A 14,779-nucleotide genomic window follows, 5' to 3' on the forward strand; every position below is an offset into this window, starting at 1 on the left:
GCGACACCGTCGTGTGGCGGGGGCCCGGTCAGTTCGTTCACGACGTGACCGGGCACCGGCTCGTCGGCGCTCGGCCGCTCCTACCCGAAGTGGCTGTCGGTGATCTCCCCGTCCTCCGTGGACGCGTGGGCGACGCAGCGGAAGGCACGGAGTCCATCGGCCCACTGCTGGGCGGTCGGCGGCAGGATGTCGGTGCTCCACTGACCGGTGACGGCCCGCCCGGTGGCCGTCCTGGACTTCAGCATCACCTCGTGCGAGCACAGCGCCTGGACGGTGGGGTGCTTGATCAGGTCCCGGGCGTTGTTCGTCATCCCGTCCTTGGGCAGCGGGGCGATGGCGAAGGTCTCCCACACGTGCTTCACCCGGCAGTCCGCGAGGCTGACGGTGATCGTCCCCGAGATGTCGGTGATGCCGCTCCAGCACTCGGGGGTCGTGACGCACCGGCCGCCCGCGCCGTCGACCGCGGCGGCGGGGCAGTCCCGGGCGGTGGCCGACACCCCACCGAACCCCGTGTTCACGGTGGACGCGGTGACGGACGGCCGGGACGCGGTCGAGGGGGACTTGGGGGCGTCGGACCCCCCGCCCCGGTAGGTGATCACGGTGACCGACACGCTCACCGCGACCGCCACCGCCGCCACCGCGGCGATCAGCTGGGGGCGCCGCCTCTTCTTCTCCCGGTCCCGGGGCGCCGGGACGGTGGTCGTGCCCGGCGGACCGGGCTCGGGCGGAGGCGCGGTGTCCCGTCGCGCGGGGACGGTGGTGGTCCGGCCGCCGGGTACGGGACCGAAGCCGACCCGGTCGGCGCTGTCCACGTCGACGGCGGCGAGCGCGTCACGCAGTACCCCGGCGTCGGACAGCCGGCGCGCCGGGTCCGCCACCAGGGCCTGCCCGAACACCTCGTTGAGGGCCGTCGGCACTCCCGGCAGATCGGGGTAGGGCCAGGTGTGCCGCACGATGAGCTCCGCGAGACTGAGCTGGGTGCCGTCCTCGGGGAAGTGCGGCGGGCGGCCGCGCAGCAGGGCGTAGAGCGTGGCGGCGAGCGAGTACACATCGCCGGCCGGGGTCGGTTCGGCCAGGTGGAAGGCCTCGGGCGGAGCGTACGCGGGGGTCAACGCCTCCCGAGTGACCGACAGTTCCCGGTCCGGCCGGGGCATGGCCGCGAGGCCGAAGTCGGCGAGCGCGACACCGCCGTACCGGTTGATCAGGATGTTGCCGGGTTTGATGTCCCGGTGCAGTACCCCGGCGGTGTGCGCCGCGGCCACCGCGTCGGCTATGCCCACGCCGATGTCGCGGGCCTCCTTCACGGACAGGGGGCCCTGGAGGTGCAGACGATCACCCAGGGAGCCGCCGGGGCACAGTTCGAGCACCATGTACGGGCGGTTGTCGTCGAACACCCCGGCGTCGTACACCGGGACCACGTGCGGATGCCCGGACAACTGCCCGGCGGCGGTGACCTCCCGCATGAACCGCTGCCGGTCGCGGGGCGAGTCGAGCACCCTGCTGTCCACCTTGAGCGCCACCTCGCGGCCCACGGCCAGCTGCCGCGCCCGGTACACCGTGGCGAACCCGCCCTGGCCCAGGACCTCCTGGATCTCGTACCCGGCCAGTTGCATTCGTTCGAACCGCATCGTGCCCGTCATCCCCCAGCGCAGGACCACCCCCCGCGGCAGCATGTCTGACCGGGGACCGCGCCGACTCTAGCGGAGGCCCGAAATCAGGACAGCCGGCCCACATGGGCCAGGGCCTGCTTGAGGAGGGCTCCATGGCCGCCCGGCATCTCGCCCAGGACCGCGGGTGACGAGGCCTCCTCGGGGCTGAACCAGACCAGGTCGAGGGCGTCCTGCCGGGGGCGGCAGTCGCCGGTCACCGGGACGATGTAGGCGAGGGAGACCGCGTGCTGGCGGGGGTCGTGGAACTGCGTGACGCCCGCCGTGGGGAAGTACTCGGCGACGGTGAAGGGCTGGAGCGAGGTCGGGATGCGGGGGAGCGCCACCGGGCCGAGGTCCTTCTCCAGGTGGCGCAGGAGGGCGTCCCTGACCCGCTCGTGGTGCAGCACCCGGCCCGAGACGACGGTGCGGCTGACCGTCCCGTCCGGCCCTATGCGCAGCAGCAGTCCGATGCTGGTGACTTCGCCGTTGTCGTCGACGCGGACCGGCACGGCCTCGACGTACAGGATCGGCATGCGTGCGCGCGCGCTTTCGAGTTCGTCGGGCGTCAGCCAGCCCGGCGTGGTCTCGGTCATGTCAGACATTGGCTGATCATACTTTCAACCCTTCCGGATCCGCGCGCAGTGCTCGCCGTGGTGTCTGGTGGCCATTGTCATCACCCACAACGTGCGCGCGGCGGAACGGATACGCCGACTGGCCGGATCGGTATGGAAAGTCGTCGGATGGGGAGGGCGGGCGTCGGATCAGCAGGGCAGCCGTCGCGTCAGTAGGGCAGCAGGCGGCCCGACGGTGTCCTGCGGTCGATCGTCACCTCGCGCTCGGTGGCGGGGCGACGGCTGGGGCGAATGCGGATCTGGCGGTTCATGGCGGCCTCCTCGGACTCGTACAACCAGCTTCCACGCCGCCGCGCTCACGCGCGTCGTGCTCACGGGTCACCCGCACCTCTCCCTGAGGCGCAGACGCGCGACCCGGTCGTACTACCAAGGAGGGATGCCGACCCTGGGGCACGGTCCGGCGCCATGCCGTGCTCTCCGGGCTTATCCCCATTCCGCCTTCGCGTACTCCGTCGCCGTGCCACCGGCGAAGTCGCGTCCGGTGAGGTGAACGACCTGGAGGTGGCTCCGAGGTCCGCCGGGCGCCGCCATCCGGGTGAAGGCGGCCTCCTGTGCGCCCCGGGTGAACCTCGTCCGTGCGCCCCACGTGAACGTCGTCGAGGGTTAACCCTCGATTGCCTCCGACCTGCATGACATGTCTAGGTCAAGCTGTCATTCTTCTTCCTCACCTGCCGGACAGGCCTCACACGGTCTGCGCAGGGGCCCCGCACTGCTCAGCTCGTCCCGGCCAGCACATCCCGTCTGCCCGGGTCTGTCACCGGCCGTCGACGCGCGGCCGCAGCAGTAGGAGTACGAGTGAGACGAATCCCCCGTCAGGCGGCCGCAGCCGGAGCGCTGGCGGCCACCGCCGCGTTCCTGGCCGTCGGCATACAGACGGTCCCCGCGGCCGCCAAGCCTGCCGCCCCCCACCCCAGTCCGCTGCGCACCGCAGGCCTGGAGGCCAAGCTCACCCCCGCCCAGCACTCGGCACTGCTGAAGAGCGCGGCACAGAAGACCACGGCGACCGCCGGCACCCTGGGCCTCGGGGCCAAGGAGAAGCTGGTCGTCAAGGACGTCGTCAAGGACCAGGACGGCACGCTCCACACCCGCTACGAGCGCACCTACTCCGGCCTGCCGGTGCTGGGCGGCGACGTGATCGTGCACACCCCGCCGGCGTCCCTCGCCGCCGGCACGGTGAGCAGCACCTTCAACAACAAGCGGACCATCAAGGTCGCCTCCACCACCGCGACCTTCACCAAGTCCGCCGCCGCGAGCAAGGCGCTGAAGGCCGCCAAGTCCCTGGCCGCCGAGAAGCCCACCACCGACAGCGCCCGCAAGGTGATCTGGGCCGGCAGCGGCACCCCGAAGCTTGCCTGGGAGACCGTGATCGGCGGCCTCCAGGACGACGGCACCCCGAGCCAGCTGCATGTCATCACCGACGCCACCACCGGCCAGGAGCTCTACCGCTACCAGGGCATCAAGACCGGTACGGGCAACACCCAGTACAGCGGCACGGTCACGCTGAACACCACGCTGTCCGGTTCGACGTACCAGCTGTACGACACCACGCGCGGCGGCCACAAGACGTACAGCCTCAACAACGGCACCTCGGGCACGGGCACGTTGATGACCGACTCCGACGACACGTGGGGCACCGGAGCCGGCTCGAACACCCAGACCGCCGGCGCGGACGCGGCCTACGGCGCCCAGGAGACCTGGGACTTCTACAAGAACACGTTCGGCCGCAGCGGCATCAAGAACGACGGCGTCGCCGCCTACTCGCGCGTCCACTACAGCTCGGCGTACGTCAACGCCTTCTGGGACGACAGCTGCTTCTGCATGACGTACGGCGACGGCTCGGGCGGCACCCACGCGCTCACCTCGCTCGACGTGGCCGGGCACGAGATGAGCCACGGCGTCACCTCCAACACGGCGGGCCTGGACTACAGCGGTGAGTCCGGCGGCCTCAACGAGGCCACGTCCGACATCTTCGGCACCGGCGTCGAGTTCTACGCCAACAACTCCAGCGACGTCGGCGACTACCTCATCGGCGAGAAGATCGACATCAACGGCGACGGCACGCCGCTGCGTTACATGGACAAGCCGAGCAAGGACGGCGGCTCCGCGGACAGTTGGTACTCAGGCGTCGGCAACCTGGACGTCCACTACTCCTCGGGCCCGGCGAACCACATGTTCTACCTGCTCTCCGAGGGCAGCGGCACCAAGGTCATCAACGGTGTCACGTACAACAGCACGACCTCCGACGGAGTCGCCGTCGCGGGCATCGGCCGGGCCGCGGCCCTGCAGATCTGGTACAAGGCGCTGACGTCGTACATGACGTCCAGCACCAACTACGCGGGCGCCCGCACCGCCGCCCTGAACGCGGCCACCGCCCTGTACGGCGCCAGCTCCACCCAGTACGCGGGGGTGGCGAACGCCTTCGCGGGCATCAACGTCGGCAGCCATGTCACGCCGCCGTCGAGCGGGGTGACCGTCACCAACCCGGGCAGCCAGTCGTCCACCGTCGGCACCGCGGTGAGCCTGCAGATCTCGGCCAGCAGCACCAACACCGGCTCGCTGAGCTACGCCGCGACCGGGCTGCCCACCGGCCTGTCGATCAACAGCTCCACCGGAGCGATCACCGGGACGCCGACCACCGCCGGGACGTACAGCACCACGGTCACCGTCACCGACAGCACCGGAGCCACCGGAACGGCGTCCTTCACCTGGACCGTCAGCTCCTCCGGCGGCGGCACCTGCACCTCGGCGCAGCTGCTCGGCAACCCCGGCTTCGAGTCGGGCAACACCACCTGGACCGCGACCAGCGGCGTCATCACCAACTCCAGCAGCCAGGCGGCGCACGCCGGTTCGTACAAGGCGTGGCTGGACGGCTACGGCTCGACGCACACCGACACGCTCTCCCAGTCGGTGACGATCCCGTCCGGCTGCAAGGCCAGCCTCACCTTCTACCTGCACATCGACAGCGCGGAGACGACCACCAGCACCGCGTACGACAAACTGACGGTCACCGCCGGCACCACGACGCTGGCGACGTACTCCAACCTGAACAAGGCCACGGGGTACACGCAGAAGACCTTCGACCTGTCCTCGTTCGCCGGTACCACCGTCGCTCTGAAGTTCAGCGGGGTCGAGGACTCCTCGCTCCAGACCAGCTTCGTCGTCGACGACACCGCCGTCACGACCAGCTGACCGACCCGATCGATACCGTCTGACGCCTCCCCGGCAACAGCCGCGACGTGGGTCACCCGCCAGGGTGGCCCACGTCGCGTCGGTGTGTCGTGGTCCTCGTGTTGTCGTCGTTCCCGTGACGTCGTCGACGCCGGGCCGGCTCAGGCGAGGGCGAGGAAGAGCTTCTCGAGTTCGGCCTCGGACATCGGGGGCGTCTCGTCGTCGGCCGCGGCCATGCACTGGCGCATCCCGCTGGCGACGATCTTGAATCCGGCGCGGTCGAGCGCGCGCGAGACGGCGGCGAGTTGGGTGACCACGTCCTTGCAGTCGCGGCCGGCCTCGATCATGGCGATGACGCCGGTCAGCTGCCCCTGAGCGCGGCGCAGGCGGTTGAGGATCGCGGTACTGGCTTCCTCGTCGACGGACATGGCCATGGGGTGGCTCCTCCTCGGGGTGGTGCAGTTGAGTTTACCCCCTGGGGTATCAATGGGGGCGGCCGTCCGGGAGGCCGCCGGTCGGCCCGCCCGGTCCGATGACCTTCTTTATCGCGGGATCGTCAACCGGTCGGTTCGCCCGGGCGACCCTTGGGGGGAGGTCGCCGTGGGGGAGAGTGTGCCGAGCCCGGCGGCGAGAACGAGCCAGACGGCCGCGACGACTTTCGGGGTGGCGGTGGCCCCTCGGGGCGGCCCGGCCCGTTCCCGGACCCTCACCGTGGTCCGAGGTCGGCCCCCGGGTGCCCGTTCGCGGTCGAGGATTTTGGCGCGATCGGCCCCCGCGCCGCTGAGGCGGATGTGATTTCGGCTCCCTTTTGGTGCGGCCCCGCTCATGGCGTGACGTTTCCGCAGACGTGAAGCGCCGCAGATGCATGCGTGAAATGTGTAGCACGGTATGGGGTATGCCGGAACAAAGTCCTCCGTTTTCCATGCGGATGAGTGGTCCGTATTCCCTCTGGTTTGTTGGTGTGTTGACTCGGAAAAGAACCTTCGCGACGGGTGGGGATAGGCCGTGCGAATATTCTGATTCGCACCAGGGAATCAAGCTCGGGGCCATGGATCACAGGGAATTGTTAGACCACTTAGATGAGTACGAAATCATCGATCGAGCGATTGATCGAGCAAGCCACGCATCCCAGGAAGAGGTGCGGCGGGAGTTCTCCTGGGATGTGATCGCCAGTCACCGGGAGCGACTGATGAGGCTGGTCCGCCGCCGGCTGCCGAATGCTCAGGACGCGGAGGACTGCGTTCAGGAAGCGATGCTCAGAGCGGCCGCCCACGGCAATCTCGACCAGGACCGGATCGGTCCCTTTCTGACCTCGGTCGCCCTTCGTCTTTGTGTGGACCACTACCGCGAACTGGAGCGAAGACGGCGACTGTTGCGCCGCGCGGCGGACGTGGGCGGACCCGAGCTGCCGGACGAAGGCGTGTGCGACCAGGACTTCGGACGCTGGCTGCTCGGCCAGGTGCACCTGCTGCGGGGCCGGGAGCGACAGGTGGTCCTCGCCCGCGCCCATGGGATCTCCACGCTGGAATTCGCCCGCATGCACCAGATCTCGGTCAAGGCGGCCGAAGGCGCGTTCACCCGGGGGCGGGCTCGGCTGCGGCTGCTCTGCGCCAGGGCCCTCGACGGCGCCGCGGCATGACAGATTTCCGCATTCCTCCCGCGTCCGGCGCAGGCCGGGAGTGGGGACGAAAACGGCTCCCGAATTCCGGGAGTGCGGATGAGATGGAAAGGGTAGTGAACGTGAGCAAGAATAACACCCAGGACACCATCAAGGATTTCATCGGCGATATCGCCGACAGCACCAAGAAGGCATTCGATGAAATTCTCGACCGGAAAGGCGACGATTCGCATTCCGCGGATTGGCTCACCCCGGGAAATCCGTATCAGGCGCTGAACGGGCTTCCCGGCGATGTGCTGCGGACGGTCAGCGCGCTGTCCGCCCTCGGCGGCGTGGCCAACCCCGTGGCCGCACTCGCCAACGCGGCCAACGCCGCGGCCGGCCTCGGCGCCGCCAACCCGCTGGCCGCTCTCGCCGGCGCGGCCCCCAACCCGCTGGCCGCACTGGGCGGTGGGGTACCCAATCCGCTCGCGGCCCTCGCGGGCGGCGGCGCGAACCCGCTCGGCGCCCTCGGTGGTGCCAATCCGCTGGGCGCGCTCGGACAGGTCGCCGGCGGGGCGGCCTCGGCCGTCTCGGGCGCGGCCGACATGGCGGAGGGCCTGGCCGCGCTGCCCCGGCAGATCGCCCAGCTCTCCGAGCTCGTCGCCTCCCTGGTGAACGTGCTGGAGGGCGTCCAGGGGGTGGCCGGCGCCATGGCGGGCGCCGGGCGGGCACCGGCGGCGAGGAAGAGCGGCTGAGCCGCCGCTGAACCGGGGCTCACCGGGCGCGTACCGCCTCACCTCGGGTGAGTGATCGCGCCGCATGACCCACGTGCGTGGGCGATCGCACGGATGACCGACGGAACTCGTCAGGCACAGGAGGTTGTGACACATGGGTGCCATGCTCGGCAGTCGGCTCCGGCTGGTTGTGAAGGTGCTGGGAAGCCTCGTCGCCGACGAGGTCGGCCAGGTGACGCGGGAGCGCCGGCGGTCCCGGCAGGACCCGAACTCCCCGGCGGAAGGCGAGGCCTCCGCCGGGGACGGGACCACCTCCGTGGACGGGGCACGCCGTGCGAAGGCGGTGCGGCACGCCCTGGAGAGCCTCGGCCCGTTCTACGTGAAGCTCGGCCAGATCCTCTCCACCCGGCCCGACATGGTGCCCGCCTCCATGATCGGCGAACTGCAGAACCTCCACGACCAGGTCGACGTCCAGCCCTTCGCCCTCTTCGAGCCCGTGCTCCAGGAGGAACTGGGAATGGACTGGAAGCGCCGCTTCGACGACATCGAGACGGTCCGCCCGCTCGGGGCCGCCTCGCTGGCCCAGGTCTACCGGGTGACCCTGCCCGGCGGCCGGCCCGCCGTGGTGAAGATCCAGCGGCCCGGGATCCGGGACACCGTCCGCGCGGACATGGCACTGATGCGCAAGGCGTCCCGGATCGTCGCCCGTACCGCACCCCGATTCAACGAGGTCATCGACGTCGAGGCGATGCTCGGCTCCATCTTCGACGCGATGGAACCCGAGCTGGACTTCACCGGCGAGGCCCGCAACATGGACGAGGCCCGCGAGAACATCCGCCGCTATCCGTCGCTGTCCGTGCCCCGGGTCGTCCACGCCACCCCCAAGGTGCTGATCCAGTCGCTGGCGCCCGGCACCTCCGTGCGCCATCTCGACCGCCGCTCGTTCAGCGACCGGGAGCGCACGGACATCGGCAAGGACCTGCTGCGCTTCATGTACCGCGGGTACTTCGTGGACCGGATGTTCCACGCCGACCCGCACGCGGGCAACGTCTTCGCGCTGCCCGGCGGCCCGGCCACCCTCATCGACTGGGGCATGGTCGGCCGCCTCGACCGGCGCACCAGCCTCCAGCTGCTGCCCCTGCTCATGGCCATCGCGCAGAACGACGGCCACGGTCTCGCCCACGCGTGGGCCGACATGGGCCGGGTCACCGCCTGGTCGAACCTGCCCGCGTTCGCCGCCGACATGGCCGCGCTGGTCCCCAAGGTCGCCACCGCCTCCCTGGAGGACATCAACTTCGGGGTGTCCCTGACCACCGTCCTGGAGAAGGCGACCCGGCGGGGCATCGGCTCGGCGCCCGCCATCTCCCTGCTCGGCAAGTCCTTCGCGAACCTGGAGGGTTCGGTGCGCTGTCTCGCGCCGGACATCGCCCTCGCGGAGGTCTTCAAGGCGGAGGCGCGCGGGATCATCCTGGCCCTGATCCGCGAGTACTTCTCCGTCGATCAGGTCGCCCGCAACACGATGGACCTGCTCTCGGCCGCCGCGTCCGCCCCCGAACAGTGGCGCGGGCTGCTCTCCGACGCGGCCAACCGCCAGTTCGCGCTCCAGCTCCACGAGCCGCACACGCCCTCCTCCATGGGCGGACAGCGGCCCTGGTCACCCTCGCGCGGCCTGATGGCACTGGGCGCGGCGGCCCTGTTCCTCGACCGCCGCCGCACGCCCCGCTGATCCACCCCACCATCCGATCCACCGTCAGCACCCCCCATCCACAGCCCATGTCAACCGCACGCACAAAGGAATCACCCATGCCCATGCAGCAACACGACGCTCAGCGCGAAGCGGCTCCCGGCGCCCTGGACGGGGTCTCGGAGACGGCCCTGTGGACCGTCCGCATGCGGGCCCAGGAGTCCGCGCGGGCGGACGCCCTCTTCGAGGACCGGCTCGCGGGCGAGTTCCTGGACGCCGCCGGGGCGGCCGGCGCCCCGCCGGGAGCCGGCGTCCTGCAGAAGGTGCTGCCCGACTGGCTGGCCGTCCGCACTCGCTTCTTCGACGACCACCTGCTCGCCACGACCCGGGAGGGACGCGCGCAGGTCGTCCTGCTGGGAGCGGGGCTCGACACCCGTGCCTTCCGGCTCGACTGGCCCGCCGGAACCCATGTTTTCGAGGTCGACCTGCCGGCCGTACAGACCTTCAAGGCACGGGTCGTCGAGGGACGTACGCCGGACACCGCCCGGCGCACCACGGTCGCCGCCGACCTGCTGGGCGACTGGCGCGGCGCGCTGCTCGCCGCCGGGTTCGACCCCGGCCGGCCCACCGCCTGGCTGTGCGAGGGGCTGCTCTTCTACCTGGCACCGGAGGCGGTGGAGCGGCTGATCGGCACGGTGAGCGCGCTCTCCGCGCCGGGCAGCAGCCTCGGCGCCGAGTGCCTCAACGCCGACACCGCCGACTCGCCCTTCGTGAAGCCCTGGCTGGAGGCCCTGTCCGGCACGGGGACACCGTGGGTGTGGCACCTCGCGGACGCGGAGCGCTGGTGGGGCGGCCACGGCTGGCAGGCGCGTGTCGCGGACCTGCTGGCACTGCCGTACGCCGTCGAGCGGTTTGCCCCGCATCTGGCCGCGTTCTCGGGGGTCCGGACGGACAGCATGATGCTGGTCACCGCGACGCTTCCGGACGGCGGCGCGACCTCGGACGACGGGACGAGCCCGGTCGGCGGGCGGTGACCGTGGACGGCCACAATCTCTGCCAGACCCCCACCACCTACCGGCTACTGCGCCTCGAATACCTGCTCGGGCTCCTGGTGGCGGCAGGATTCTTCCTCGCGCACCTGGCCGAGGTGCGCTGGTGGGTCGCCGTCGTCCTGTTCGCCTACGTCGACGTCATCGGCTATCTCCCGGGCGCGCTCGCCTACCACCGCAGCCCCGACCAGCAGGTCTCCCGCGTCTACTACGTGCTCTACAACACCATGCACAGCCTGAGCGTGCAGGGCGCGGTCCTCGGCGCCTGGGTGCTGGCGTACGGATGGGAGTGGGCGCTGCTGGTGCTGCCCATCCATCTCTTCGGGGACCGGGCCCTGTTCGGCAACTTCGCCAAGTCCTTCACCGTGTCCTTCGAGCCGGTTCCGCACCCCGCCGTCCAGGGCCCGCTGCGGGACTTCGCCACCGTCCCCTGGCACAAGGCGGCGGTGCGGTGAGCGCCGCACAGGCGCCGGCCGACACGGAGGCATACGAGATGCTGCGCAGGTACGGCAGCCACAGCAGCGCCTTCCTCGCGATGAACAGCGGGAACCGCCGCTTCCGCACGGACGGTGTCGACGGCTTCGTCCCGTACCGGGAGGCCGGCCGACGACACCTGTTCCAACTGGGCGGACCCGTATGCGCGGTGGAGGACCAGCCGAGCCTGCTGACCGCGCTGCTCGCACGAGCCGGCAGTGAGCGACGCCGGGTCGCCGCCGTCCAGCTCTCCCGCCCGCAGGCCGAACTGCACGCCGGACACGGCTTCGTCGTCAACCAGTTCGGCGCCTCCTTCAGCATCGCGCTCGACGGGTACAGCCTCGGCGGACAGCGCATGGTCAAGGTGCGCAACATGGTCAACCGGGCTCGCAGGGAGGGGGTTTCGGCCGTCGAGGTGCCCGCCGGGGAGCGGGACGGCGAGGACGTCACCGCGGCCCTCGACGCGGTGGACGCCGCCTGGCTGCGCGCCAAGGGCCGGCACGTCAAGGAACTCGAGTTCCTGATCGGCGAGCGCGGCGGCCCCGGCGCACCGCACCGGCGCTTGTTCACCGCCGTCCACGAGGGACGGACCGTCGGTTACGTGTCGTACTCACCGGTCTTCGGTGAACACGCCGGCTGGCTGTACGACCTCACACGGCGGCTCCCGGACGCCCCGCCCGGCACGGTGGAGCTGCTGTTCGCCACCGCCCTGCGCCAGTTCCAGGACGAGGGCTGCGGCTGGCTGCACCTCGGCTTCACCCCGTTCGTCCAGCTCGGTCCGGACACGGCCGCGCCCGGCCCGAGCAGCGCTTTCCTGCACCGCTGCGTGGAGGTGTTGGCGGCCAAGGGGCGCGCCATCTATCCGGCGGCCGCCCAGGAGTCCTTCAAGCTCAAATGGCGCCCACAGCTCATCGAACCGGAGTACCTGGCCTTCCAGGGCCGGGTGAGCCCCGGCGCCGTCTGGCAGCTGATGCGCCTCACCAAGTCGGTCTGACCCGCTCCAGGGCCCCCGGCCGTCCACATGACTCAGAAAGGCTGAAATGACCACATCCATCGAGAAGTTCCCGGCGGAGGCCGACCGGCACCGCGCCCCGGGTCTCCTGGAAGGCGCGCTGCGCACCGAGCTGACACCGGAGGGCTGCGACCTCGGCTACTGGTTCCGGGCCGTACCGGAAGGCACCCTCGGCGGCGATCCCCTGGGCCGCTCCCCGGACGTACCGGTGCCGGACCACATGATGGTGGACGGCCCGCTGCGCCAGGCCGTCATGCAGGAGCTCGCCTTCCGCTCGATGGCGGAGGAGAAGGCGGCCCGCGCCATCTCCTTCCTCGTCGCGTACGCCCCCGACCTCGCCGGGATGGACTTCTACACCTCCCAGCTGATGGACGAGGCCCGGCACGCCTACGCCTTCCGCGGCCACCTGCTCGAACTGGGTGTACCGCAGAACGAGTTGGAAGCCACCATGGAGTCGCTCGCCGGGGTCGACCGGGACGCCGTCCTGAATCCCCTGGAGGAGTTCGGGCTCGCCGTCATGGAGAAGGAACGCGACTACATCGGCGGCGTGATCACCCTCACCGTCCTGGTGGAGGGGGTCCTCGCGCCCACCGCCGAGCTGAGCGAGCGCAAATGGCGGCCCTTCGACGCGCCCGCCGCCGAGATCGAACGCGCCGCGGGCATCGACGAGATCCGGCATCTGTCCGTGGGCACCACGATCGTCCGCCGCCATGTCCGGCAACACCCCGAGGAGCTGGAGAGGATCGGTGAACTCGTCGCGCGCGGTATGCGGTTGTGGTCCGAACTCCCCGTGCAGCAGATGACCTTCCGCCGCGAACAGCTCTATCAGCGGGGGCTGGAGCAGCACCGCGACCTCGCGGGCGACTACGAGCTGTGGCCGGGCCGCCGCCTGGTCGACACCACCGCCGAGGAACGGATGCTCGCCGCCGCGGAATGGTCGCGCGTCACCCAGGAAGCGCGCCTCACCGACATGGGTCTGACCCCGTGAACAGTCCGCGCACACCCGCCCGCATCGCGGGCGTCCAACAACGAAAGGGTCGGTGGGACACCGATGACCGACAGCCCGGCAGTCAACTCCTCACCGTATGAACCGGCCGCGCAGGACGAGGACTTCCGCGAGCTGACCCGGCGCGTCCAGGCCGCCGGGCTCATGCGGCCCCGCACGGGCCAGTACGTGACCGGGATCGCGGTGGTCTGGCTGATGAACGCCCTCGGCTGGGCCGCCCTGGCCTTCTCCGGCGGCACATGGTGGAAGGTGGTCCTGGCCGCGGTCTGGCTCGCCGTCTGGCACGAGCAGCTCGCCTTCATCGTGCACGACGCGGGACACCGTCAGATCACCCGGTCCCGCAAGTTCATCCAGGCTCTCGGCCTGGTCCACGGCAACCTGATGCTCGGGGTCTGCTTCGGCTGGTGGGTGCAGCACCACAACCGGCACCACAATCACCCCAACCACCTGGAGCTCGACCCCGACATCCTGCGCCGCGTGGCCGTCTTCGCGCCCGAACAGGCCCAGGACCGCAAGGGATTCGCCCGCTTCCTCGCCGCCAACCAGCGCTATCTGTTCTTCCCGCTGCTGGGCCTCGAAGCCCTCGTGCTGCGTATCGCCGGCGTCATCGCCCTGCGCCGCCGGGCGTTGCGCAAGCCCCTTCTGGAGGGCGGCCTGATGGTGCTGCACGCGGTGCTGTTCTTCGGCGCGCTGTTCGTGCTCCTGCCCTGGCCGTCCGTCCTGCTCTTCCTCGCCGTCCACCAGGTCCTCCTCGGCTATCTGCTCGGCCTCGGCTTCGCCATCAACCACAAGGGCCTGCCGACCCGCGTGGGCAAGGAGTGGAGCTGGCTGGAGCGCCAGGTCCTCACCGCACGCACCCTGCCCACCGGCTACATCGGCGACTTCTTCTTCGGCGGCCTCAACTACCAGATCGAGCACCACCTCTTCCCCGGCATGCCCAGAGCGGCGCTGCGCCGCGCCTATCCGCTCGTCAAGCAGTTCTGCGTCGAGCGGGATATCCCGTACGTCGAGACGGGCGTCCTGGAGTCGTACCGCGACCTCGCCGAGCATCTGGGCTCCGCGAGCGAGGTTCTCCGTGGCACCACGGCCACGGCGTGAAGGAAAGGAACCAGACGCAGTGACGTTCTCGGTGAAGGCGAAGGCGAAGATGTCCCCGCTGTCCCCGCTGTCGCGCGTCGGCCGGAGGTCGGTGCTGGCCGCCGCCCTCCTCGCGGGCACCGCCCTGGGCGCCCCCGCCGCCCAGGCCGAACCGGCCGCGGTACGAGCCGCACCGGTCCCCGACCTCGTGTGCCGCCTCGACGCCGAGGTGAACTTCAGTCCGCCGCTCAGTGTGCGGGTCAAGGAGGCCGAGGTGACCGGGCACATCGGGTACCTGGACTGCCGCTCGCCCAGCGGGGCGGCACCACAGCTGACCGACATCGTCTTCGGCGTCAACGGCACCGGAAGATTCGGTGTGTTCCCGCCGACCTTCTCCGTGGAGGGCAACGGCGTGGGCACCTGGAACACGGGTGAGGTCGGCAGCCTCTACTTCAAGGGTGACCTCAAGCAGGGCAGCCCTGTGCCCGAGCGCACCGTGACGAGCGGCCCGCTCGCCGGCGACGGGATCAACGGGCTGTAGATCCCCACACCCCGGTTCGACAAGATCACCCCGGACGGCGTCGCGGGCTTCGACGTCATCGGCCAGGTCTGCTTCTGGCCCGGCGAGAAGGGCCGCTGCACGGCGTTCTGAGCCGACCACGCGAAAGGAGGGGGTGGTGGGGGGCGGGCGGGG

Annotated in this window: 13 protein-coding genes; 10 read left to right on the forward strand and 3 right to left on the reverse strand. The window is 70.5% G+C overall.

Annotation, left to right across the window (positions count from 1 at the left end; translation table 11 throughout):
• Positions 1–80: 80 nt before the first annotated feature.
• Both ACFVWD_RS53685 and ACFVWD_RS53690 read right to left on the reverse strand, forming a co-directional pair.
• Complete coding sequence (locus tag ACFVWD_RS53685) at positions 81–1,628, reverse strand: serine/threonine-protein kinase (RefSeq protein WP_389606086.1); 1,548 nt, start codon at positions 1,626–1,628, stop codon at positions 81–83.
• Positions 1,629–1,714: 86 nt separating this feature from the next.
• Positions 1,715–2,242 (reverse strand): NUDIX hydrolase family protein, encoded by a 528-nt coding sequence (locus ACFVWD_RS53690; protein ID WP_389606106.1) that lies wholly within the window; start codon positions 2,240–2,242, stop codon positions 1,715–1,717.
• A gap of 834 nt (positions 2,243–3,076) precedes the next feature.
• Between ACFVWD_RS53690 and ACFVWD_RS53695 the strand changes: the two genes are divergently transcribed.
• On the forward strand, positions 3,077–5,470 hold the full coding sequence (locus ACFVWD_RS53695; RefSeq protein ID WP_389606088.1) for a M4 family metallopeptidase: 2,394 nt from the start codon (positions 3,077–3,079) through the stop codon (positions 5,468–5,470).
• A 140-nt stretch (positions 5,471–5,610) separates the two neighbouring features.
• On the opposite strand, the gene ACFVWD_RS53700 is transcribed toward ACFVWD_RS53695, so the two are convergent.
• Positions 5,611–5,877, reverse strand: a complete 267-nt coding sequence (locus ACFVWD_RS53700; protein ID WP_389606107.1) for a metal-sensitive transcriptional regulator — start codon at positions 5,875–5,877, stop codon at positions 5,611–5,613.
• Positions 5,878–6,611: 734 nt separating this feature from the next.
• Here ACFVWD_RS53700 and ACFVWD_RS53705 point away from each other — a divergent pair.
• The 9 genes from ACFVWD_RS53705 (at position 6,612) to ACFVWD_RS53745 (ending at position 14,626) form a co-directional block, all read left to right on the forward strand.
• Positions 6,612–7,088, forward strand: coding sequence for an RNA polymerase sigma factor (locus tag ACFVWD_RS53705; RefSeq protein WP_225900915.1), 477 nt, complete (start codon positions 6,612–6,614; stop codon positions 7,086–7,088).
• Positions 7,089–7,183: 95 nt separating this feature from the next.
• On the forward strand, positions 7,184–7,804 hold the full coding sequence (locus tag ACFVWD_RS53710) for a hypothetical protein (protein WP_389606090.1): 621 nt from the start codon (positions 7,184–7,186) through the stop codon (positions 7,802–7,804).
• Positions 7,805–7,937: 133 nt separating this feature from the next.
• Positions 7,938–9,509: an ABC1 kinase family protein gene (locus ACFVWD_RS53715; protein ID WP_389606092.1), complete on the forward strand. Its 1,572-nt coding sequence runs from the start codon at positions 7,938–7,940 to the stop codon at positions 9,507–9,509.
• 77 nt (positions 9,510–9,586) lie between these two features.
• A complete protein-coding gene (locus tag ACFVWD_RS53720) occupies positions 9,587–10,501 on the forward strand; it encodes an SAM-dependent methyltransferase (RefSeq protein WP_389606094.1) in 915 nt (304 codons plus the stop codon).
• A 2-nt stretch (positions 10,502–10,503) separates the two neighbouring features.
• Complete coding sequence (locus ACFVWD_RS53725; protein WP_168498307.1) at positions 10,504–10,971, forward strand: hypothetical protein; 468 nt, start codon at positions 10,504–10,506, stop codon at positions 10,969–10,971.
• Entirely contained in the window at positions 10,968–11,984 is a 1,017-nt protein-coding gene (locus tag ACFVWD_RS53730; RefSeq protein ID WP_389606096.1) for a bifunctional lysylphosphatidylglycerol flippase/synthetase MprF, read from the forward strand. Before ACFVWD_RS53725 ends, ACFVWD_RS53730 begins: the two co-directional genes overlap by 4 nt.
• Before the next feature lie 46 nt (positions 11,985–12,030).
• Complete coding sequence (locus tag ACFVWD_RS53735; protein ID WP_389606098.1) at positions 12,031–12,990, forward strand: VlmB-like protein; 960 nt, start codon at positions 12,031–12,033, stop codon at positions 12,988–12,990.
• A gap of 63 nt (positions 12,991–13,053) precedes the next feature.
• Positions 13,054–14,106, forward strand: a complete 1,053-nt coding sequence (locus ACFVWD_RS53740) for a fatty acid desaturase family protein (RefSeq protein WP_389606100.1) — start codon at positions 13,054–13,056, stop codon at positions 14,104–14,106.
• Positions 14,107–14,125: 19 nt separating this feature from the next.
• Positions 14,126–14,626, forward strand: coding sequence for a hypothetical protein (locus ACFVWD_RS53745; RefSeq protein ID WP_389606102.1), 501 nt, complete (start codon positions 14,126–14,128; stop codon positions 14,624–14,626).
• Positions 14,627–14,779 lie beyond the last annotated feature (153 nt).

It is taken from the genome of Streptomyces sp. NPDC058086 (genome assembly GCF_042885015.1).
In the GTDB taxonomy this organism is placed as follows: domain Bacteria; phylum Actinomycetota; class Actinomycetes; order Streptomycetales; family Streptomycetaceae; genus Streptomyces.